We start from the raw sequence: 23,376 nt of genomic DNA, 5'->3' as shown, positions 1-23,376 counted from the left end.
AAAGGAAATTATGAATAATCCATTTTTAACACAGTCGCCACATGCAGTTAAATACCTTGCAAAAGCAGTAGCCAGCTTTAATAGCAAATTGAATATATTCTTGTATGCATCAGTAAGAAAAGGCGAAAACCCAATAAACTGGCACGAGTTTCAAAATTTTGAATTAATCCTAAATAATGAAAAATTAAAAGAATATATTGAAATATATTGGCAAAATGAAAGTGTTGATGAGAATCTTTTCCCAGAGCCATACAATACTATAAATAAAATATACAAAGAGATTGAAGAGTTGAAAATTCTGGAAAAGAATAATATTGAAAAGCAAATGGAGGATTATGTTAAAAACAAATTCCCCTTCAAACTATCAATTAATGAATTTGAAAAAATCATTTCTGAAGACCAATGTTATTATTGCAAAACAACTATCGATCAAATAAAACAACTGGTTAAACATAGGAAAATATTTAAAAAACAGATTACACGAGGATGGTCAATGGAAATTGATAGAAGGGAACCAAATCTTGAGTATTTTAAAGATAATTGTGTCCCTTGCTGTTATTGGTGCAATAATGTGCACAGGCCGGTTAAATTGACCACATCAGGCCGAAGCAAATTGACCACCATTTTTGCTGGCGAAGTTTTTAGGTTAATGTAATTTTTTTGGTGTTAAAAAAATAGTTTATTTTTATAAAGATAATATCTTTTTTTATTCCTGGATAATCGGTGTTTTTTTTCTTAAAGATTCTCCAATAAGTTCAAGCCGATGTGCACCATGTATTATTCGGTCCAAAATGGCATCTGCTACTGTTTTTTCACCGATTACTTCATACCATTTGCTTACAGGAAGCTGTGAAGTGATAATAATTGAAGTTTTACCATGCCGGTCTTCTATTATTTCCATGAGCGCCGATCTGCTTTGAGCATCGAAGGGTTGTATACCAAAATCATCTAATATGAGCAGGTGCTGACGCTCTAATTTCGTTATTTCTTTCATATACGACCCGTCAGCTTTTGCCATTTTTAATTTTGCAAATAATTTTGTGGTATTAAAATACATTACTCGATAACCCAAACTGCAAGCTTGATGACCAATAGCTGATGCAATATAACTTTTACCGATTCCTGTACTACCTGTAATAATAATATTCTCTTTTTTATTTATAAAACTGCATTCGGCAAAACGCATCATTTGATTCTTGTCAAAATTTCTGGTGTCATCATAAAATATATCTTCTATTGCTGCTTTGTATCTAAACTTTGCGTTTTTTAATTGTCGTTCAATGGACCGATTCTGCCGGTCTTCCCACTCCGATAATATTAACTCTGCCACGATTTCATCAGCAGTTTGTAATGGTTGATTTTCAGATTCCAGATTGGTTTTAAATGCCCTGTACATCCCATACAAGTGCATTTTTTGCATTTTTGATAATGTTGTAGTATTCATTTTTTTTATTTAATATATTTAGTTATTATTGATAATAGTTTTCACCGCGTATATTATCATGTGCCGGCATTTTGAGCTGTTCGCTTATTTCTTCATCTGTAATTGTATCTAAACCTTTTAGAAGTATTTCATTGATTAGTTTGTAGTTGTAAACACCATAATTTAATCCGCGTTTGCAGGCGTTAATCAACCGTTCATTGCCATACTTTTTTCCTAGTGCTAATATGCCTAAACATGATTTATAGGCTTGTTCAGGATGCTTTTTAACGGCTAATACTGATTTGACATACGCATGAACATTTTCATGTATCGTGGCAGCCCAGTTAATAAACATTTCAGGTGACCAATCGCTAACAAACTGATGGGTAGAAGCCATGTGGTCTTTTTCGGTTGTATAACCATGCGGAGTTTTATCCCTAGTATGCAATGCAATGCGTTCATAGTGATAAAATATTTCTACACTATGGACCGAGTATAACAATTTCACCTTCTTTTTAATAAATCGATAAGGGACGCTGTAATAATGTTTATCGGCACCTAAACAAACATGACCATTTTTCATAACAGTGGCAAAATGCTGTTTTTTAAGCTCATAGCGCAACGTAGGTAACGGAGCAAGCGCAGATACCTCAATATCATTAAACTGCTGCCTGCGACTGTAGTTCCGGCCTTTTAGAGGGCCATTGTTGTGCGCCTCTAGTGCAATAAGTATTGCTGCATTGAGTTCTTCTAAAGAAAAAAACGTTATGCCCCTGAGTTTTGCATAAATTCGTGTGTAAACAAGGCGCACTGCATTTTCAACCAGTGCTTTATCTCTCGGTTTATAAGCGCGGGCCGGCAAAATAGTAGTGCCATAATGCTCAGCAAAATCTGCAAATGATTCATTTATTGTAGGCTCATATCTGCTGCTTTTATTCACAGCCGATTTTAAATTATCCGGAACAATGGCAGCAGGAACACCACCAATAAATAAAATTGCCCTTTCACATGCAGCTATAAAATCTTCCTTTTGTTGTGAGGCAACAGCTTCAACATAAGTTAATTGACTAGCACCGAGTATCGCTACAAAAATTTCAACAGTGGTTATTTCTCCAGTATGACGATTAATGACTTGCATTTTATTACCTGCAAAATCAACAAACAATTTATTTCCCGCTTTATGTTCCTGATGCATGGTAGGATTCATTTGACCCTTCCATTCGGTATAATAATATTTAAACTGACTCAAGCCAAAACCATCCGGATGTAACTGTTTATATTCTTCCCAAAGTAATTTTCGGGTTACTCCTTTACGTTTTAATTCTTTGTCATAATGCGGGAGCAATGCAACCAGGGCAACAATTTTATCATTCACACGTGGAGCTTCAACTTTAATAAACAAATCCTCTAATGACTTGTCACTTAACGTATTTATTTGTTCAATAGTCAATCCACTCGACAAAAACGTTTGTAAATATTTTTTGAGCGTATTACGGGCAACACCGGTTTGGGTTGCAATTTGTAATTTACTGTGGCCTTGGCTATGTAGGCGAAGTATATGTCTTATTTTACTCATACTGATTGGATTATTTGGCACTTTTTGCACAATTTGATTGCTCAAAACTGTGTATATTAGTGCTACCAAATCAACATGAACCTAAACTTAATTTTTGGTGGTCAATTTCGTCCGGCCTCAGGTGGTCAATTTCAACCGGCCTTAGGTGGTCAGTTTAAATCGGCGCGGGGTGGTCAATTTCACCGATTTTTGCAATAATGCTAAAACAGATGAATTTAATGAAGTGGAGTTTCTGAAAATTGCACCCGGCATCAGGCAAATTTGGGAAGACAGGTTATCTAAATCTTAACTCCCCAACTAACACATCTTAAAACCCCTCCCCTTTTTGCAATTTGTTTTGATTTGACCGGAATAATATTACAGCCACTGAAGACATCCTCAAAAAACTTCACACCTCTTGCATCCTGTTCTATGTCAAATACAGGAAGAAAAATAGTATTCCCAACTTGCAAATAATTAATATACAAACCCATTGCACTTAGACCGGATTCAAAGCAACCATAGGGAGCACAGATATATTTTAACTTATTTATTCTAAGGATATCGGTTACTTTTTTAAAGTATTCTAACTGCGTTCCTGGCTCATTCACTATAACTGTATCAGTATTAACAAACCGGACATTGCCATCTGCGTGGCCGAATATATCATTATAGGCTCTCGGTATGACAATAACCCGTGCATGAAAACAATTTTCCAAAAGTTGAATTACCTGAGTTTTGGTTTTGTCTGCATTTTCAGTGAATACTTTATCGGTGACAATTAATGTATCTTTCTCATAAACGAGGTTACCTCCATCTAATACGAGATCACAAGAAACCACTTCGGTATCTAGTTCCAAATTGCTCCATACTCTCTCTGCATCGGTTAATAAATGGAAATACTTGCGGGTAGTCAAATAATCAGGCTTAAAAATATACTGCACAAACTGGTTTTTCGACAACTGCACCGCATATAATCTACCGCCCAAATATCTGCCGTGCCTTTTAAGATACCATATTCCAATCCGCAGTAGCTATAAGCTTTACAAAATGCTTGTAAAACGATGGCATTTTAGACGACAAAACATCAGCAAGGTAAATAACGTTCTTTATATTATCCGTTATCATAATTCCTTTATCAACTGCATTAATTTATTTAAAACTATTTTTCTATTTTCATTTTCGAGCAATGGCTTATAGATTGGTTCGCTGCCTAAATAGGTATTATCCGTATCCATTATATTGTCTGTCAAAGCCTCTTTTAGGAAATATAGTTTATCTTTTACGTTCTCTGTACGCCGGATATCCATTTCCAGAGCTATTTGTTCCATTGAGCCTCTCAGTTTTTCGTTGGCAAGGCTAATTCTGTTTTTAGCAGTTTCAGAAATCATGTGCCGTATTTCAGCCTTCATTTTTTTCACATTCAACTCCCGTGCTTGCAGGTCTAACAACAAGCAACTTAATTCAACTTCAGCTTTTTGTTGCTCCTCCTTTTCTAACTCTTCAAAATAATTAGGGTTATTATTATCTACTTTAATATTTGTTTTCATAAAATTAAAATTTACTAATTAATTGCTTACTTAAGCATAAAGGTTTCAGATTTAAGATTTAAAAACCTAACTTTTTTAAGTATTTCTTTTTTGCTAATACGTTACATTGGCAATAGTTTTATTTATATAAATTAAATATAAATTGCCAATTAATTATATTAATATATATCGATAATTTAAATTCATGTAGATTAATATGCATATATTGATTTTTATACGCTCAACCGCATTAATTTGCTTCAATCCGGATTAATTATCTGAAAAAACTCGCTGTACCTTTGTAGATATGAAACAAATAGAAAAAACAGATCCGTTAACAGGAGAAATATTTACTGCATTCCGGGCAAACCAAGTTTTCGCAACTGATGAAAACAGGATTAGATATAACAATCTTAAAGCAAAAGAACTGCGTGAAAGTAAATCTGAAATTGATAAACCATTACTCATCAATTTTCGCATTTTGAATCAACTTATGGCCGGTAAAAAGGAAGAGGTATTTCACAAACAGTTTCTACTCGGCCGGGGGTATTCATTTATGGTTCTTACTCATTACGAGGAGCTAGCTGGTAAAAATTTCATGGCGGTGTATAATTTCATCATCGTGTCACAAGAGGGCGATAAAATCAAAATTATAAGAAAATGATTGATATTACAACAATAACAGAATTAGTGGAACCAAATATCGGAATTTCAATCGCTGCACAAAAAAGTAACGACAAGGCAACAAGATTATTATGGATTATAATAATTATTATAGTTGCAATTTTTGGCATATAAAGTACATTGTTTATCGGGAAAATCAAAAGAGACAACTAATTAATTAAATGCGAGCAGTATTAACCTAAATCCCACCCAACACGAATATCAGGCTAGTAAAGTTTTTTTATATCTCGATCTCATTAGGGATATATAAATTAAGAATTAAGATATCTCTCAATTGTAAAATCCCGACTTTCCATGGCCGACGCAAAGCTTAACATCCAGTGGGATATCTTCTTATAATACGAATTAGGCGCTAAATGATACCCCATAATATCATTTGGATTATTGGATACTAAATCACTCATAACGTTGAATAAAGCGTAAGCATTCTCCCCATCCTTATTTATATAATTAGTATTCAAACCTTCAACGGAAGAAACTAAATTATCAAATTGTTGTTCCTTTCCAGTATACGATTTTTCCTTTATATTCAATGCCTTTAAAGTGATCGGAGTAAAAAAATCACTTTTAACATAAAATCGCTTCAAATTATAAAGACTCGAAATAAAATCAGCCTCAAGTTTTTTAAGTGCACTTACATCTGGAAGTATATCGTAGGGTATTTCTGTTTTTGTGTGATTATATTTAACTCGAACTGTCTTCTTATTGAAAATAACCCCGTTTGAGCAAAGTTTGCGAACAAACCCGAGTTCAAAGCTTAAAGCATATGTTTTATTATAACTATTTGTAATTCTTAGATATGGGTACCAGCTATCTTGTTCCCATTCTTTACTATCGTGGGACAATTTAATATTTTTATGTACAAGATCAATATGGCAAAACGTTTTACGTGCTGAGGATATTATTTTAAAAATAACCAATTCCTTTTCATTCACAGATGGGAATAATTCAACAAAAGCCTTTTTGCCAAGAGCAATTGCCTCTTCATTAGTCACTATTTTATAATTACCCGTAACAACGGATAAAACCTCGTTGTTTGTCAAATTAACAATCGCTTTATAAGATTTTACTTTAGCGTAAAAATCTTGAAATATTTTATCGCGAGAGTTTTCCAAAACATATAAGTCTCTCAATTCAACGTCAAATAAAATTGATTTCAGGTCCACATTTGATGCCTTAAAATCCAACTCACGAAATGCTGGTAACGCCATATAAACTCAATTTACATTTATCGAAATAACAAAAATTAATTAAAAAAGTCAAATTAGAATCTAATTAATCATCATGATTGTTTGAAATATCCCAAAACCGATTAAAAAATAATTTTATCTTTTCTATAACAGAATTTCGCTTCTGGGTCCTTTCCCCTGTTGGTGTAAACCTCGAAACCGGCGGCAGTATCCTCGACAAGCCAGTGCCCGTTGTTTGCACATATCCATCGCGGAAGGCATTGTTTATGAACTTATAAGTTTCTTCCTTGTCAAGACCCTCTTCAGCTATAATTTGGTCTAACTCTTCAATCTTCTTCCCTTCAATATAATCCTGCCAATCATCTGTAACCTTGGCATTTGGTGTAAGTGATTGAATAAACTTAAGGATAAGGTCCTTTTTATTCCGTAATTCTACACTTGAATCAATTGCCTTATTTATACTGATGATTATCTCTTTATCCCTTAGGTGACTTTCGTGATATTTTCTAATAAGTTCCAAAATATAGTCGATGTTTATCTCTACTTGTTTTATCAACTCCATTTCAAACACAATATCATCATTCACATTTTCTGCATCTCCAGTATTTCTGTTGCGGAACTCATGGTAAAGATTAATGTACATGCTATGGTAATCCTGTACATCTCTTTCACTTAGTATTTCCTTTCCTACAAATTCATCGAAAGCGGTGAGTATGTTTTTTGCTTTTAGAATTGAACCATACAAGCGGATAAAGGCTTTTTGATTCTGTTCTCCTATTATTTGTTCACCCACCGGAAATTTTGCAGTGAGTTCATCGATCAGTGAAATATAACCGGGAAATATCTTTGACCCTTCATTATACCCGTTATAATACTCATCAAAAGTTTTTAGCAGTACAATACCCCCAGCTTCCTTATCACCAAATAATGCTATGCTTTCATTGGTAGCCTTCTCTAAATTTCTGAAGCAAACAATATTTCCAAACGTCTTTACAGAATTTAAAATTCGGTTGGTTCTCGAATATGCCTGCAGCAATCCGTGTAACCTAAGGTTCTTATCTACCCATAGCGTATTGAGTGTTGTGGCATCAAAACCCGTAAGAAACATGTTTACTACTATCAGTAAATCAATCTCTCTATTCTTCATTCTCAGAGATACATCCTTGTAATAGTTCTGGAATTTTTCGGTAGATGTATCATAATTGGTTTTAAAAATCTGATTGTAATCGCTGATTGCAGTATCAAGGAAATCCCTATCTGATAAACTCAGACCTTCTGTACCTTCAGAGTTCTCATCCGGCAGGCCATCTTCATCATCATCATTTACACCAAAGCTGAAAATAGTGGCTACTTTTAAACGCTGCAATTCAGGCAATCTGTTTTGATGCGTTTTAAACTCATTGTAATACAACCTTGCAAAGTCAATTGAGCTAACTGCAAATATGGAATTGAAGCCGGTAAGTCTGATCTTCTGCTTCACTTCTTCAATTTTTTTGCGGTCCTTTGCAGACACAACCTCGTAAATATTCTTCAAAGACGAAAAGCTGTAGGGTTTACTGTTTCGCTTTGTTTTTTGATCAAAATGCTCCAGAATATATTTTACATTATTACTGATTCTTACCGGAGCTGCTAATGCTTTTTCTCTATCTATATCCCAAACCCTTTCGTCCTTGATACCATCTTTTTCTTTCATGGTTCGTATATAATCAATACGAAACGGCAGCACATTCTTATCATTGATTGCATCCACAATTGTGTAGGTGTGAAGCTTTAGACCAAACGCCTGTTCTGTGGTTTTTAGATCTGGCCTATTGCTACTACTGGCATTGATAGCAAAAATGGGTGTGCCGGTAAAGCCGAACAGAAAGTATTTCTTAAAGGCTTTGGTAATAGCCTTATGCATATCACCAAACTGCGAACGATGGCATTCATCAAAAATGATAACAATGGGTTGTGTAAATGCACTGTGATTCCTTTCTTTCTTTATCAGAATGGAAAGTTTCTGAATAGTAGTGATGATTATGTTTGCCTTTGTGTCGCTTAGTTGCTTCTTTAATACGGAAATGTTTGTATTGCTGTTAGCAGCTCCTTTTTCAAACTTGTCGTATTCCTTCATTGTTTGATAGTCCAAGTCTTTCCTGTCTACCACAAACACTACTTTATATATATATGACAGCTTACTAGCTAATTGTGCTGTTTTAAATGAAGTCAATGTTTTGCCACTACCTGTAGTATGCCATATATAACCACCGGCATCCACACTGCCATAGGCTTTGTAGTTATTGGCTGAATTGATTCGTTGTAAAATTCTCTCTGTAGCAACAATCTGGTAAGGTCGCATGGCCAATAATAGTTTGTCACTTGTAAACACACAGTATTTGCAAAGGATATTCAACATTGTGTGCTTAGCAAAAAAAGTGCGACCAAAATCCATTAGGTCTGTAATTGGACGGTTATTGGCGTCTGACCACCAGGAGGTAAACTCAAAGCTATTACTGGTGCGTTTCTTATTGATTGCAGTGCTGCGACCCTGTTCCTTAACAAGTGAAAACCTTGTTGTGTTGCTGTAGTACTTGGTATAAGTTCCATTGGAAATTACAAATAACTGCACATACTCAAATAAGCCTGAGCCACTCCAGAAAGATTCACGATTATATCGGTTAATCTGGTTGAAGGCCTCTTTAATGTCTACACCCCGTTTCTTCAACTCAATGTGCACTAATGGTAAGCCATTTACCAGTATAGTAACATCATAGCGGTTGGGGCATTGCCCATCTGATACTTCGTATTGATTTATAACCTGCAACTGATTGTTGTGGATATTAGTTTTATCCAGCAGGTAAATATTCTTTTTTGTACCATCTTCACAATCCAGGATTTGAATATGATCTTCCTGTATCAGTGATGTTTTCTCCTCTATTCCGCTATTGGAATTAGCAACTTTACTTTTAAAGAAATGATCCCACTCGTTGTTACTGAATAAATAGTTATTCAGCTTCTGCAATTGAATACGAAGATTGTTAACCAATTCTGCTTCGCTACTGATTGTTAAATAATCATACGCCTGGCTTTGCAGGAGTTGAATAAACTCCTTCTCTAACTGTGCCTCTGTTTGATAAACAGTTTCCCTTTTTATAGGAGGAGTGTATTCAGCAACAACAGTGCTCTCCGGATTCTCAGCAACTATATTGAATTTATCCATTAGCTACTTCTTTGAATGTCAATAAACAATTTCGATAATACTCGTATTGCTTTCTGCGGCCTTCAATCTCGGCTGGTAAACCAATAGATATGTCATTTACTAAAGTATCGAATTTTACTAAGATGGATGCAACTCGCTCCTGTTCTTTCAAGGAAGGAATAGGCACTTTAAACTGGGGCAATCTTCCGCTTTGTAATCGTGTAACTTTGGCACCTTGTGCATACTTCTTTTTAAACTCTAAAAATGATTTAGTTTGAAGAAGATAACCGATATACATTGCATTTTGCTTATGCTTAAAAATGAATGCATCTCCGCTGATACAAATATCCTCTTCACCAAGCCAAACCACTGCTTTACATACATCTTCTACGTTTTCACTTACACCTGCAATAATTAAATCATTCTTACTGGCCTTTCTTAATTTCTTTGCTAAGATTGGCGATACAAATGACTTTGTCTGGGTTGCAGATGTTCCATAGTATGTATAAATCTGCCCATAGTGAATACAGCCAATCCCACTTTCGGTAAAGTCTTTTTTCTGTAAACCATTGCCTCTAATAAATTCACCAATCTCCCCCAACGATTTCCACTCAACTTCTTTGCCTGCAAAACGGAGTAGACTATCTCTATAATGCGTATATTGCGTTTTTCTAGCTTCCAATTCAGTTTCCAATTCAGTTTCCAATTCAGTTTCCAATTCAGTGAACAAGTCAAGGGTTTTGACTATTTCATTTTGGATTTCTATAGGGGGCATAGGAACTTGAAAATTCAGAAGTTCTACCATATTGGGATGCTTTACACCAGAACCCCTAAAGCAACTTTCGACCTTTATTATGTTTTGTAAAGAAAATAATATACAAATTTTAAATTGACATTTTGGTCTATTGCAACAGCTAAAATGTTACCACTATCTACAAATTTGCCATTATAGTACTTAATATTTGCAGAACCTCCAGAAGGTATAGTAATAACTTCTCCAAAATTTAAATTGTCTTCAGCAAGAATTTCGCTTGTCCAACCTTGAAATTTACCTGTAGATAGCAATTTTATATTTCCATTCTTAATATTTAACTGCTTTAGATGTGCAGCTGAAACATGTTTAAAAGAAAATGTTTTTAATTGTTTTGAATTGGGCACTCCATTAAACCTTTTATCCCAAATTGTTATTTGACATAGTTCTTTATAGTTAACACCATTTGGACAAAGTTCTTCGATTAGCTCGTCTATCCTACTCATAAATTACCTCCTTCTAAATCAGCAATTATTTCATCAATAGCCGAACGCAGTTTATTTTGTTTAATCACTATTTCAGCAATATGTGCATTCAGTCTCTCTATGTCCACTTCTTCGGTATTGTTTTCCTGTTCAACATAACTACTTACGGAAATATTGTAATCGTTATCAGCAATGGCTGCATTCAATACCAGTTTTGCAAAATGGTTGTGGTCTTTTCGTTCAATGTAAGCTTTGAGTATTTTCTTCCGGTTATCATCGGTTAGTTTGTTTTTACTACCACCTCTTACAAACTCGGCAGATGCATCAATGAACAATGTAGCGTTGTCTTTCTTACTTTTCTTCAACACTACAATACAGGTACCGATGGTAGTACCAAAGAATAGATCAGGTGGTAACTGTATTACAGCATCTATATAATTATTATCAATAAGGTATTTGCGAATTTTTTGTTCGGCACCGCCACGGTATAACACACCGGGAAATTCAACTATGGCGGCCGTACCCGAAGTAGAAAGCCAGTGTAGCATGTGCAGGGTAAATGCAAGGTCAGCTTTACTCTTGGGCGCCAGCACACCTGCGGGAGAAAAGCGGGGATCGTTTATTAATAAAGGATTAGCATCGCCTTCCCATCTGATAGAATAAGGCGGATTGGAAACAATGGCATCAAAAGGTTCATCATCCCAATGTTTCGGATCTGTTAAGACATCACCGTGTGCAATATCAAATTTCTCGTAATTGATATCATGTAAAAACATATTTATGCGGCAAAGGTTGTAAGTGGTAATATTAACCTCCTGCCCAAAAAATCCCTGCCTAACATTTTCTTTACCCAACACCTTAGCAAACTTCAACAACAGTGAGCCAGAACCACAAGCAGGGTCATAAACTTTATTCACCTGCTTTTTGCCTACAACCGCAATTTCCGCCAAAAGCTCTGACACTTCCTGAGGGGTAAAAAATTCACCGCCTGATTTTCCGGCATTGCTGGCATACATGGTCATCAGAAACTCATAAGCATCGCCAAAGGCATCAATAGAGTTCTCCTGAAACTCACCCAATTTCAAATCTCCAATGGAATCCAATATTTTAACCAATACCTCGTTCCGTTTGGCCACAGTTGCACCCAATTTATTGCTATTTACATCCAGGTCATCGAACAAACCTTTCAGGTCATCCTCGCTGTCAGATCCTTTGGCAGAGTTCTCTATATTTTTGAAAACTCTACTTAAAGTTTCGTTCAGGTTTCCATCAGTTTTTGCCTTTTTTCGAACATTGACAAATAACTCAGATGGAAGGATATAAAAACCCTTTTCCTTTAAGGTGTCGGTCCTGCCAAATTCAGCATCCTTATCCGAGATAGATGCATAGTCAAAATCCCTATTTCCAGCTCGCCGCTCTTCTTTGTTAAGATAAGAACTCAGGTTCTCAGAAATAAACCTGTAAAAAAGCATACCCAATACATAGGATTTAAAATCCCAGCCATCAACGCTTCCTCGTAAATCGTTTGCTATTTGCCAGATGGTGCGGTGCAGTTCGTCGCGTTCTTGTTCTTTTACCATAAATTATTAGTTGATATTTATTTACTCATTTCTTAATTGGGTTGCCTTCCACCAATAGAAAAATGCTTCGGGGTTTGATTTTTTGAGCTTGTTCAGTTTGGTGTTGTGCGGTTGTTGAATGACTGCCTCTGCCACTTGTTTAGGGTCTGTGAATTTTTCTATTTCGGCGGCGCTGGCTGCAATGAGTTGAGAAACGTAAGCTGCTTTAGCAGCGAAAGTAATTGCCCTATCTAAGTGGAAGTTTTCGGAAAAGATGAAGCCCCTAACACTCTCGATGCCTTTTAGCAATGCTTCAAAATCGCCTCTGCCATCTGTGCCTCTCAACGCGATGCAGAGGGCTGTTTGGTAGGTGTCTTCCAATACATCAGCAGCGGTTGTACCTTCGAGCTTGCGATAAGCAATTTCTGTTTTAACAATGTTAAGGTAAGTGGTTTTTATTACTTCAACATCAGTTACCACATCCACCAAATTGCCGATGTCGTAAAGCTGCTTGTTGATTTCCATTGTCATGCTGTTATCGTTGCGCACGTATGGAATACCGGTGGTGTTGGGGGCAAAGGCAGTGAGTTTATCGCCCAATAGGTCTTCAAGCGATGGCATGTTTATTTGAGCGGGGTCACCCTCATTGATAATAAACTGCGACTGCAATGGAACAGGCGAAATTTTAGTGTAGTGGTTAGCTTCAAAAAGAATGTCGAGCAATACATAGTCATCGCCCGCGTGCATTTTGTGAACGGGGGTATAGAAAAATTTGTAGTGCGCTTTTTCTATATCAGAGGCAGTGGCGCGGTGCTGCAATTCCATTTTATTGAAGCCCTGCATTTCGGCCACCTGTTGGAGTAGCTGGTCCAAATCTTTTGGCGGGTCTGAAAGGATGATGTCAATATCAATTGATAAACGCTTTGCCGAGTTGAGCAATAACATTAAAGCTGTGCCGCCTTTAAACACAAACTCCAAGCCGCTTTTGCTTAACCCTTCCAAAAGCAGCAAAGCGCGGATAACCTTTTCGACCAAGATTTTATCAGCATTGCGGTTTGTCTTAGAAACCTTTTCGACCCACTCTAATGTAATAGTATTTTTATGTATCATATTGCACTATAAAACGGCACTTTACTTTGTTTGCTGCCGAAATTTAGAAACTTTATTTAAGTATTTATCGAAACTTTCTTTCCTCCTCCTCCTATCTGCATACCGAAGCATCCGGCTTTCTTGGATGGTGTAGCGATTGTATGCTTCGCGAAAAATGAACTGCATTTCGCCCCCTGCTGCGCGGCAAAATGGTTTCATCGCAAAAGATGTCCACCAGAATTTTTCTGATGGTGGTGGTTTGAACGCCTTGCACATTTTGCATAGGCGCTTCAGAAACCAAGGATTTTACAATGGTGATTTCTTGTGCGCCGGTAGCGTAACGGCTGAGGATTTCGGCTGAGGGGTTGAGAAAGATATTGGATTTGTGGTCTTTAATCGAGTAGAACACATTTTCTACAGCGTCCTTTTCTACCTCAACTAAAGTGTAGAACCTGCCAGGCTGGTGGAGCATGAGTTCGTTTAGCACTGAGGTGTGCCAAATACATATTTGCAGGTAGGGAAATTGTTTGTGCAGTTTGCTATAAAGGGTTTTTAAACGGTTTGAAACAGGCGGAACAAAATTTCTGCCTTCACCCAAAGTGAATTTGCCTCTGCCAACGCGTGAAAGCACCCCTGTTTGCACTAAGGTGTAAACTCTCCAGTTGATAGTGGTATCTTTAACTTTGGGTTCAAACTTCCTGTAGAACTGCACAACGTCGCTGTTTCCAAAGGTACTTTGTTCTTTAAAATGGATTTGTAGTTTGGCAATATTTAATTTTTCTATAGCGATAGTATCTGCGTAATTTAGTGCAAATATAAGTAAACTATATTACGGCAGCAAACTTAAAAAGCTGCCGTAATTAAGCAACCCATAGAGGCAATTTAGAACCCGAGAAGAATAAAACAGCATGAACAGCCCTTATCTTTGTCAAAAAGACATGTTAAAATTTTCTATAAAAAACGAACTAAAAATCAGAGGTGACATTATTGATGCAAGTGACAAAATAATGAAGAAAATGCCAGAATCAATATTGTTCAGTAAGTCAAAGGAAGAATTATGCTTTTTTATATTGAATGAATTTGATTTTCCTGAAGGAACAATTAACAAAATTAATTTTTCATCTCTTGAAACTGGTTGTAAATTTATTCTGAATTTGATGGGAATTGAGGATGATTTTGAAACCAGTCTTAAAATAGAATCTGAGTCAAAATGGGACAATCAATTAGATAGATTCCTTTATTACTTCCTTGATTTTAAAGGATTACCCGGGATATATAGAGAACAATTGGAAAGTAAGGTTAAGTCTGATTTAGAAGAAATATCTTATTATATAGCTAGATATGAGGAAATAGATTTTATTAAAAAAGGTGAAACTCCAAGAAATCACAATCAAAAAACCCAAAGTGATTTTTATAAAAGATGTCTTACGGAAAAGGAAAAAATTGAAAACCACTTAGCAAACGGAATTAATGATAGGGCATTAAGCAAAGCAAGAAGAGATAATATGTGGGGTTTTGTAGAATTGATGCTTGACGAATTTAAGGATAGACCTTACCGGATTCCAAATCCAAAATCAAAAGAGTATTTTGATCTTGACAGCATTGATAAAGTTGGTCACAGGCTTGGTGAAATCACAAGTATTGAAGGCAGAGAGTTGAAAAAACTGTATAAAACTGATAAAGCACTTTTTATGAAGAATTAGGAAAAGTATATACCAGATTCCCAAGTGTTAGAAGCATAATGCTGCAACAATTAGAATTTCTCCCCTACATCAGTGAGCAAAGGAAGTTGATTTTTCTGAACTAATAGAATTGTATAAGCAAATAAATGGTTTGGTTTTATGCTTTAGGAATGACGCAAATAGAGGGCTTGTTTACAGAAATGTGTAAAATGTGCGATCCAAACTATAATAATCCATATGCCTCTTTACCAGACAAAGTGAATACATTAAGGCCATTTCACCCATATTCAGAGAACAGGTTTGATTATTTCCAGTACCACTTACCTTACTTTACGAAATCGATTTACATTTTGGAATAGACGGAAAGGAAAAAATAAAAATTTTGTGCAAAGAAATTCTTTTTGATTTGGCAAAGGTAGTTTCCATTTTTGCAACCCTAACAATTGATGCAAATTGGCTATTGAGATTAATTAGGGAAAGAGATGTCGTCAAATTTTTGAGTATAAAGGACTTTTGTTCATATTTTAAGTTGATTCAAAGTGTGAAGTCCAAAAAACAATTCGCATATTTTGAGAAAGAAATAAAAAGTTTGAATGAGACCTACATTCCACCTGTTCTAAATGACGTTGTTTATGATTTATAAGATAGGATTAAACAAATAATTGAAAGGATATATGAACCGATGAAATTTCAATCTGCCGTTGCAGGTTTTGAAGTAGATTTAAAAACAATCAATCTTAGTGCAATCGCATCCAATCGAGACAAAATCAAAGGCGCATTGCACAGCTTTTTTACATGGCAATTTCAATCTGAGATTGAAGAATTATTAGAGACAAAAATATTGATTGATAAATATTCTAAATATTTAGATTTGAATTTTATTTCCATTGAAGTCCAAGAAAGTATTAACAACCTTAATACAGAATATGGAAAAACTTTAAAAAAAATAAAATTAATCGCCTTAATCGTTAATTTTAATTCCGATGAGGCATTTGGCTAAATTAATCTATTAAAGAATTTAGGTAAGAATGGTAACCAAATTATTGCAATTCCGGCACATAGCAAATGGAGCAAACAAATTGCTCCATTTTGCTGTAATTAGGTGAAATCTATTCCAAATAATTCCCAACTTTAATGATTTCAGGATTTCATTAGCTGGTGTTACCTAATCTACCCTGCATTCAAAATGGCAAGTTAGAATCGGGAGGCACGTTTAATTCCAATTCACTCAATTCAGGATCACTCGGGGCCTCCCTCGTATTCCGATCAATTTTTTCAAAATCTATTGAACAAACCTCATAAACATATATTCCACCTTTTTTTACTCTATTAAATTTGTATTTATTTAGAATTTTACCAATACTTATTGCGCTTGCATTGGAAAGATTCATTTTTGTATTTAGTGATATTTTAGCAGCAATATCCGTTGCTGTTAGGTATAACATATTTGTGCTCTTATGATTGGGATGCTCAAAATTAGTAAGAAGGAGTTCCTCCTCAATTGATCTCATTTGAAATTCCTCATTGTTTTTATTTATCCGTTTAATTTCTTCCTGAGTAAACCAGAATTTAAATCCGGAATGAAATAAACTAATTGCTTGAGCAAGCACCTTATCAATCTCAATGCTATGCTGGTATTCGATTTCCAACACTTCAAAACAAAGAAAACGCCTGCTACCTGTTGGATCATTTAAAAACTGCATATTATTTACGCTACCACAAAACGAAGCTCTTCGTGGTGAAAGTTCGTTGTTGCGCATATATGGCCGCCGAATTTTTACTGAGGGTAAAGTAATTAAACTCTTTAATGAACCAATTTCGGTTTTATTCAAATTTTCTAATTCGTCTAGATTAATTAAGATGCACTCTGATAAATGTATCAATGCGTCTTTATTTTCCGGGTTTATTGTTCCCGAAAACAAATGTGATTTCAGGGCTACCGGGACAAGTTTTTCTAACCATGTTGTCTTACCGATTCCTGCTTGCCTGCAAATACAATTGCAGTATGGTTAATCGTTTCAGTCTTAATAATGCAGCCAACATAGGCTACAATCCATTTTCTGAAACAAATTTCCCATTCTTCTTTTTTGGTTGTTTTAATAGTTTCAGATAACATACTAATGTAATCAGTTTCACCATCCCAAGCAGAAAGTGCATTAAAATATTCAAAAAATGGATCATATATCGGACAAAAATCAGAGCCCAAAATGCTCCTAAGGTTTGAAATATTGCATTTTATCCCAGCTTTTAATATTTCCCGAAACATTGAATTTTCCGTGTAATCTCTCATTGTCTGAAATAATATATCAGAATGTAATTTGTATTCAATAGTACCCATAGCTACATTAAAGCGAAATTCATATTTCTCAAGCAAAAAGGATTCAATTTTGTTGATATTAGAAATCTTCTCTTTTTTAGTTTTTGTTTCATCAGTGTTATGATCAGAAATATTTTTATATGCACTATTGACTGCACTCTTAATTTCATCTTTTGGCAAATCAAATTCAGCCATAGTAAAGCCTAAGCATTGCTCTTCTGAAAGTCCTCTTCTGTTGCAATTACAGGCCAAAGCATGAATATAATTATTGCGGGTTCCTTCTGCATAGGTATGTTTTTTATTCGTGTATCTTTTGCAATGTTCAAAAAGTGCTTCAGGATGAGTTATTTCTTTCTGGTTATTCATGTTAATTAGGTTTAATGGATCAAAAATTATGGAATCTGGATTGTACGATGCGGAGGTGTCAAATGAAAATAAACAGAGTCGGGAAATGTCAGAACCACTTTCGTCAATAAAAACATTCAAGAGTTCCTCTATATAGTTCTTTAGCGCATTAAATACGTCTTTATGTGTTTCCTTTGTCCCGTTTGTCCTGACAATAATTTTTAGTCCATCACCTCCCGGACTAATAAAACAGGCATGAGTATAAGAGTTAAGTTTTGCAATATGCTCACATTGCTTTAACAAAACGGGCGAAAGTTTATCTACATCAATTACGATGTTTCCATTATAAGCGACCAGATCAGTTACTTTCCTTCCATTTGTAAAAGTGCCGGAAGCAGTGAAACTGACCAGATTCTTCTTAGCAATTCCATATTCCTCCTCTTTGCTCTCTGCTTTTAATTGTCGGAGTGCAAGTATTTGCTCCTGAGTTTCTCCGCTTTTAATTCGGTGAACTACCTCTTCTAAAGTGCAGTCACCAATAAAATATTTGATGTTTTTAAATAATGATACATTCATAAATAATAAGTTTAAACATTTAAGAAATTGGATACGTAATGTCATCTTTTAAAAGCCTTGTTGTAATGGCGCTTTAAAAGATCTTCAACATCAGATAGTTTGTAGTAAATCTTATTCCCTACCTGAGAGAAAGAGATCATTCCGCTATCACGGTAATGTTGTGCGGTTCTTTTGGAGATTTTTAGCATTTGCATCATCTCCTGATTGTCGAGCCAAATTTCCTTTGGTTCTTTTTCCTTTGCAGTAAGTCGGTTGTTGATTGCATCAAGCATACTTTTAAGCTGCTCAAATGCTTCTGATTGGATCGTAATGACGTTCATTTTGCTGTTGTTTTTTGTTGTGCAACATTGCACGGTGTAAAACAACGCAAACGATAGTGCCCTTTCAGTTGACTACATAAGACTGCATAGGATGTAATTTTAATGTATGTAGTTCTTTTTAATATAAGCTGTATTAGTAGCCTGATAATGTTGACTTATATTGGTAAAATTAAGTTTTGAATTTAGGGGAAGACTAATTTTATCAGCTATAATTCTACATAAAATCTCTATACTTATATTGGGGGCGACATTATTCTCAAGTAATGCGTCTACCACCCCTCTTACAGCTCCCTTTCTCCTATCGCTTAATTGCGAAATACCATTTACTGTAATTGATAAATCTTCAAGCAAATCCAAAATAAATTCTCCCTTGGTTCCTGGAAATATTGTGTCAAATGATTCACCCGAGCTTTTAACAGTTAAAATTCTTGGCGTTTCAATATCTTTTGTTCCATTAATAAAATCTGCTTCAATTTCTAAATATTCTTTCAACCGTTCAGAATATTTTGTTTTAATTTTATTATGCTGATCTGTAAATCTATATTTTCGGTAATCCAAATTCCTTAACCGCATCTGCTTCAGTCGAGATTGCAAATACAATATTCCTTTATTTTGTTCGGCTTCCTTTAAATATACTTCAAGTTTATTTATCATACTTTCAAGATGATTTTCCAAATACTCTCTGTAGTTAAACTCCATCATTTCCTTAGGCAAACCATAATACCAAATTTCATCCATTAAAGGATTGCCCAATAATTGCGTATTTACATAAGATATCTTGTCGTATACCATATGACTTAGGATTGCAGGTATTTCGTTTACAAATTCTTCCATATCACTATAGTCGTCGAAATGATCTTGTGCTGCTTCCACAAATTTTTTATTTGCCCTCCAAGCCATATTTTGAATATATATTGCTTCACCAATTTGTTTAACTTCATTGGAGGGATTGCCTTCAAAATAACCATAATTAGTATACTTCCTTAAATAATAATCGGAAGTGACTCCGGAATAAAATTCAAAATATCTTTTGTTGTTAAAATTGTTGAATGAACTCCTATAAAAGTTGAAATATTTAAAACGCACTTGTTCTTTCATATTTTCAGGAGTATCAACCAATTTCAATTCAATCTCCTTAGTATCAGTTTCAATTCTTTGTTTTACCTCCACTAATTTTTGCTCCAGTCGTTCTTTCCAGTTAAAAATTAAATATGTTTCATTCCAACTTCCTTTTTCAAGAACAAGTTCTATCCAAATGCGTAATTTTTCAATTATATAAAAAATTGTGATTTCGGTAGTGAATATTACATCTTTCTTTGTTCGCTTTTTTCCTTTTAAATATTCAAAATTGGAGGGTGTTAAGAATTTGTGGCCGCATCTTTTATTAATAAAATTGTCGTAGGAATACAATAATATTGTTGTATCCAAATTATTATTTTTCATGCCTTTAAAAGAATATAAATTAAAAATCAGTTTGCCTATTTCTCCAATATCATTTTTAGGAGCTTCCTTTAACAATATTATTTTGACCAATTCTCCTTTGAGAAACTCTTCAGGCTTAGTTACGGAACTGCATTTTGTTTGTAAACCTTTAATAACCAGACTTGTTTCCCGGTCAACTACTTCAATTAATGTTTCTTCCTGCCATTTCATTATTTTGTGCAATTCCAATTCATTAAAAAACTTAGTTATGCCTAATTCAAATAAAATAGGATTAGGAACTCCATTCATGAAATCTTCAAAGGAATATTGCGGAATTACTCTTGTGGTTAATTCAAACTTTACATATACTTCTAATTTCAACCGCCCTAACTTCACACAATCAAAAAGCACCTCTGATTCATCCACATTTAGCAAAAAGGTTCCTACTTGAAAACTGGTTTAATAAGTATTTGATGATTCATGGTTATGGATATAAAAATGGATAATCACTAGTATGTTCTTGTTCATCGAGCTTTAGTATTCATTGACAAGCAATTGTATTTGTTGGAAAAGGTCTAAGTTTGAAAAATTAATCCCAATTGCCTCCGTGTATTGTCGAATTCCAGCCTCCTGGCAGGTATATTTTTGTGAAATGTTCTTCAACACTGTCGTTGATGGGTTTTACTGCCATAATTCCATTTAATCGTTATCGATAAGTTAAATTCTGTGAAACACTTATATCATTAAACTTAAACTTATCCATTGCCAAATCCAGATCAGGATTAACAATTTTAGCATAAATCATGGTTTCTCGGATATTGGAATGCCCTAATAACTTTGAAACCGCCAATAAAGTAACACCTTTTCTTAATGCAATGGTAGCCCATGTATGTCGGCTTACATGAAAACTTATGTTTTTATCGATTTCTGCCTTTTTTGCCAAAATCTTAAGATTCTTGTTGATGTAGGCTGTGGCTCCGCTAATTGCCTGATCAACTGCTACCGGATTATTTAAATCCAACTCTTCTGAAAATACCGGGAATAAGAAAGCGTTTTTGTTCGGCTTTTCCGGTTTGTACTTGTCTATTATTGCCAGTCCCTTGTTTGGAACCTTAATAGAAAGTTGCGTTTTTGTTTTTTTGATTGTAAAATCTAATTGCGTTCCGTTAAAATTTTTCCATTGTAATTGCAAAAGATCGGATATTCTGATTCCCGCTGTCCATCCTGCAAAAACAAACATATCTCTGTGTAACTCTAATCGGGTTCCGGGGGTTGTTGCTACATTCTCGAAAAGAGCTAATTCATCCTCCAAAAGAAAACAAATGTTCGTTTTATCGGTTTTCATTTTATAATTATTGAAAGGATTAACCTTATGTTCAATAATTCCCTTCCTATACGCATCATTAAAAACCTTGCGGATAAACTTAAAATCCTTGTTGACTGTATTTGTTTTATTCTTGTGCTCAGTCTTTAGGTATTGGCTATACACCTCCAAAAATTCAGGGGTGATGTCTTGAAAACATAGTTGACCACTTTTGGGATAGGCTTTGAGCTTTGCAAGGATAGATCGGTTCTTATCGTAAGTTCCAATTTGCTCTGCCAATTTATATTCTTCACACACTCCATTGGCAAATACAAAAAAATCTGTTGGTTTCTTACCGTAGATTCCATCCCTTAATTGTCGACCCGTAAGAGACTTTTCATTGGTATTCATTTCAATCATATCATTTTGCAACTCTGCAAAAGTTGAAACCGTTATAAACAGGGCATTACATAAAAATAGGGTGCAATCGGGAACAGTATTGGTAGTCCCAGCGGGATCACTAAAAAAAATAAATTAATCCGCTTCAAAGGCGGATTTTTTTATGTACCTAATTAATGAAATAGGACGAGAAGTTTATCCCGACAATACGTAGTGCAACGGAGTATTCGTCGGGAAGTTCCAGGGGATCACGAAAAGAACAAATTAATCCGCTTCAAAGGCGGATTTTTATATTTAATTAATGAAATAGGACGAGAAGTTTATCCCGACAATACGAAGTGCAACGGAGTATTCGTCGGGAAGTTCCAGGGGGATCACACTAAACAGGTTTAAACCTTTGTAAATAAAAGATTTACGAGGTTTCTTTATTATTGGTGAACCATTTGGAAATTAACTATTGAATTTCACATTGGAGTGAAATATTTTTCCAAATAGAATTTGTGCTCACTGAAACCTGAAAACTTCTATTTATTGGTTTATTACAATTGATTATTATTTCCCCCTCCTCTCCTACAGCATATTCATTTTTATTAACTGTAACTGAGGCATACTCCGGAGCATTAATTTCATAAATGATTAACGGTAGGTTGCCGGTATTTTTGAAATGGAATTTAAAGACAAAACCATCCGGAGTTGATACACCGGATGCATTAATTGATTCAACATCAAAATAAGGATAATATCTTTTAATCTCACCATAAAAATCAACAGCATCGAAATATTTAATTTGCTGAGATGATAAAATTGTATCAAAGTAAATGTTAAAAGCAATTCCGGGTGAATAAGAGTATTCATAAGGTCGCTGAAACCAAAAGATATCAATGAAACCGGTTGAATCAGGGTATATTCTTGATTGTGAATAATTGCTAACTCGATTTTTATTGAATTTATAATATGTAGTATCAGGCAAGGGATTTTTATTATATTTAATAATATATTTTCCAATTAAATAATTTGGAATTGAATCAAAGGCAATCCAGAGCGGTTTACCTGACACATTTTTAAAAATCATTCTTGCAAATATTGTATCATTTTCCTTAGGCACATTATAAAGAATTGTATCAATTAATTTAACAAAGTCTTTAGCAACCAGTTTAAAGTTTAATTTGAGCTGAGGTGAAATTGAGTCATCTGTAATTATAGTAAAAGTGCTTCCAATAGTTTCATGGTCATTATATGGACAAGTACAATACAAATAACCAGAATCCCCGGGGTTGATTGGGTCGTGTGAAAAGCTGGCAACATAACATGGATCACTGGTTAACGTGTTTAAAATTTTTACGGGTGAATCTCCTTCATTACGGAACCATAAATAACGAACTCTTCCTTCAGAACCGTAAATGGTGTCTCTATATTTTAGATATAAAGTGTTGTTAATCCGATTAAAGGTAGTATCAAACAAGTTTTTATCTCTGAAACTTATTTTAGGCGCTCTTAAAAACATAGAATCATTTGCCGTTATCATATTTTGGCACTTAACTATTAGTGTCAGTAAAATGAAACAGT

21 protein-coding genes and 1 pseudogene are annotated in these 23,376 nt (G+C 34.8%); 5 read left to right on the top strand and 17 right to left on the bottom strand.

The window, feature by feature from the left end; genetic code table 11:
* Nucleotides 1–10: 10 nt before the first annotated feature.
* Nucleotides 11–655: a hypothetical protein gene (locus IPI65_06255; GenBank protein MBK7441129.1), complete on the top strand. Its 645-nt coding sequence runs from the start codon at nucleotides 11–13 to the stop codon at nucleotides 653–655.
* A 51-nt stretch (nucleotides 656–706) separates the two neighbouring features.
* On the opposite strand, the gene IPI65_06250 is transcribed toward IPI65_06255, so the two are convergent.
* The 4 genes from IPI65_06250 to IPI65_06235 form a co-directional block, all read right to left on the bottom strand.
* A complete protein-coding gene (locus IPI65_06250; protein ID MBK7441128.1) occupies nucleotides 707–1,444 on the bottom strand; it encodes an ATP-binding protein in 738 nt (245 codons plus the stop codon).
* A gap of 25 nt (nucleotides 1,445–1,469) precedes the next feature.
* Nucleotides 1,470–3,020, bottom strand: a complete 1,551-nt coding sequence (locus IPI65_06245) for an IS21 family transposase (protein MBK7441127.1) — start codon at nucleotides 3,018–3,020, stop codon at nucleotides 1,470–1,472.
* A 257-nt stretch (nucleotides 3,021–3,277) separates the two neighbouring features.
* Entirely contained in the window at nucleotides 3,278–3,967 is a 690-nt protein-coding gene (locus IPI65_06240) for an agmatine deiminase family protein (protein MBK7441126.1), read from the bottom strand.
* Between the two features lie 135 nt (nucleotides 3,968–4,102).
* Nucleotides 4,103–4,528 carry a hypothetical protein gene (locus tag IPI65_06235; protein ID MBK7441125.1) on the bottom strand — a complete coding sequence of 142 codons (426 nt, stop codon included), beginning with the start codon at nucleotides 4,526–4,528 and terminating at the stop codon, nucleotides 4,103–4,105.
* Nucleotides 4,529–4,814: 286 nt separating this feature from the next.
* Here IPI65_06235 and IPI65_06230 point away from each other — a divergent pair, with 286 nt between their 5' ends.
* Both IPI65_06230 and IPI65_06225 read left to right on the top strand, forming a co-directional pair.
* On the top strand, nucleotides 4,815–5,171 hold the full coding sequence (locus tag IPI65_06230; GenBank protein ID MBK7441124.1) for a hypothetical protein: 357 nt from the start codon (nucleotides 4,815–4,817) through the stop codon (nucleotides 5,169–5,171).
* Nucleotides 5,168–5,305 carry a hypothetical protein gene (locus IPI65_06225; GenBank protein ID MBK7441123.1) on the top strand — a complete coding sequence of 46 codons (138 nt, stop codon included), beginning with the start codon at nucleotides 5,168–5,170 and terminating at the stop codon, nucleotides 5,303–5,305. The genes IPI65_06230 and IPI65_06225 overlap by 4 nt, the downstream gene beginning before the upstream one ends.
* Nucleotides 5,306–5,442: 137 nt before the next feature.
* On the opposite strand, the gene IPI65_06220 is transcribed toward IPI65_06225, so the two are convergent.
* The 7 genes and pseudogenes from IPI65_06220 to IPI65_06190 form a co-directional block, all read right to left on the bottom strand.
* Nucleotides 5,443–6,402 carry a DUF932 domain-containing protein gene (locus IPI65_06220; protein MBK7441122.1) on the bottom strand — a complete coding sequence of 320 codons (960 nt, stop codon included), beginning with the start codon at nucleotides 6,400–6,402 and terminating at the stop codon, nucleotides 5,443–5,445.
* A gap of 64 nt (nucleotides 6,403–6,466) precedes the next feature.
* A complete protein-coding gene (locus IPI65_06215; GenBank protein ID MBK7441121.1) occupies nucleotides 6,467–9,583 on the bottom strand; it encodes a type I restriction endonuclease subunit R in 3,117 nt (1,038 codons plus the stop codon).
* Nucleotides 9,576–10,346 (bottom strand): annotated as a pseudogene (locus IPI65_06210) (restriction endonuclease subunit S). The gene IPI65_06215 and the pseudogene IPI65_06210 overlap by 8 nt, the downstream one beginning before the upstream one ends.
* A 68-nt stretch (nucleotides 10,347–10,414) precedes the next feature.
* Nucleotides 10,415–10,819 (bottom strand): hypothetical protein, encoded by a 405-nt coding sequence (locus tag IPI65_06205; GenBank protein MBK7441120.1) that lies wholly within the window; start codon nucleotides 10,817–10,819, stop codon nucleotides 10,415–10,417.
* Nucleotides 10,816–12,378 (bottom strand): type I restriction-modification system subunit M, encoded by a 1,563-nt coding sequence (locus IPI65_06200; GenBank protein ID MBK7441119.1) that lies wholly within the window; start codon nucleotides 12,376–12,378, stop codon nucleotides 10,816–10,818. The genes IPI65_06205 and IPI65_06200 overlap by 4 nt, the downstream gene beginning before the upstream one ends.
* Before the next feature lie 21 nt (nucleotides 12,379–12,399).
* Entirely contained in the window at nucleotides 12,400–13,467 is a 1,068-nt protein-coding gene (locus IPI65_06195; protein MBK7441118.1) for a nucleotidyl transferase AbiEii/AbiGii toxin family protein, read from the bottom strand.
* Between the two features lie 91 nt (nucleotides 13,468–13,558).
* Entirely contained in the window at nucleotides 13,559–14,158 is a 600-nt protein-coding gene (locus IPI65_06190; GenBank protein MBK7441117.1) for a hypothetical protein, read from the bottom strand.
* Nucleotides 14,159–14,354: 196 nt separating this feature from the next.
* Here IPI65_06190 and IPI65_06185 point away from each other — a divergent pair, with 196 nt between their 5' ends.
* Together IPI65_06185 and IPI65_06180 are read left to right on the top strand one after the other, a co-directional pair.
* The gene (locus IPI65_06185; protein MBK7441116.1) at nucleotides 14,355–15,149 is read left to right on the top strand and encodes a hypothetical protein; all 795 of its coding nucleotides are present in this window, start codon (nucleotides 14,355–14,357) and stop codon (nucleotides 15,147–15,149) included.
* A gap of 661 nt (nucleotides 15,150–15,810) precedes the next feature.
* Nucleotides 15,811–16,128, top strand: coding sequence for a hypothetical protein (locus tag IPI65_06180; GenBank protein ID MBK7441115.1), 318 nt, complete (start codon nucleotides 15,811–15,813; stop codon nucleotides 16,126–16,128).
* 181 nt (nucleotides 16,129–16,309) lie between these two features.
* Here IPI65_06180 and IPI65_06175 read toward each other — a convergent pair whose 3' ends face one another.
* From IPI65_06175 to IPI65_06150, 6 genes are all read right to left on the bottom strand, one after another.
* A complete protein-coding gene (locus IPI65_06175) occupies nucleotides 16,310–16,831 on the bottom strand; it encodes a DUF3874 domain-containing protein (protein ID MBK7441114.1) in 522 nt (173 codons plus the stop codon).
* 251 nt (nucleotides 16,832–17,082) lie between these two features.
* On the bottom strand, nucleotides 17,083–18,366 hold the full coding sequence (locus tag IPI65_06170; protein MBK7441113.1) for a hypothetical protein: 1,284 nt from the start codon (nucleotides 18,364–18,366) through the stop codon (nucleotides 17,083–17,085).
* Nucleotides 18,367–18,407: 41 nt separating this feature from the next.
* Nucleotides 18,408–18,686 carry a helix-turn-helix domain-containing protein gene (locus tag IPI65_06165; protein ID MBK7441112.1) on the bottom strand — a complete coding sequence of 93 codons (279 nt, stop codon included), beginning with the start codon at nucleotides 18,684–18,686 and terminating at the stop codon, nucleotides 18,408–18,410.
* Nucleotides 18,687–18,785: 99 nt separating this feature from the next.
* Entirely contained in the window at nucleotides 18,786–20,534 is a 1,749-nt protein-coding gene (locus IPI65_06160; protein ID MBK7441111.1) for a hypothetical protein, read from the bottom strand.
* A 280-nt stretch (nucleotides 20,535–20,814) separates the two neighbouring features.
* A complete protein-coding gene (locus IPI65_06155) occupies nucleotides 20,815–21,831 on the bottom strand; it encodes a site-specific integrase (GenBank protein MBK7441110.1) in 1,017 nt (338 codons plus the stop codon).
* Nucleotides 21,832–22,264: 433 nt separating this feature from the next.
* The gene (locus IPI65_06150) at nucleotides 22,265–23,335 is read right to left on the bottom strand and encodes a DUF1573 domain-containing protein (GenBank protein MBK7441109.1); all 1,071 of its coding nucleotides are present in this window, start codon (nucleotides 23,333–23,335) and stop codon (nucleotides 22,265–22,267) included.
* Nucleotides 23,336–23,376 lie beyond the last annotated feature (41 nt).

The sequence above is a fragment of the Bacteroidota bacterium genome, from assembly GCA_016706255.1.
Taxonomy (GTDB): Bacteria; Bacteroidota; Bacteroidia; order Chitinophagales; family BACL12; genus UBA7236.
Note: the sequence above shows the minus strand (reverse complement) of the source record. Positions and strands in the feature narration are given on the sequence as shown.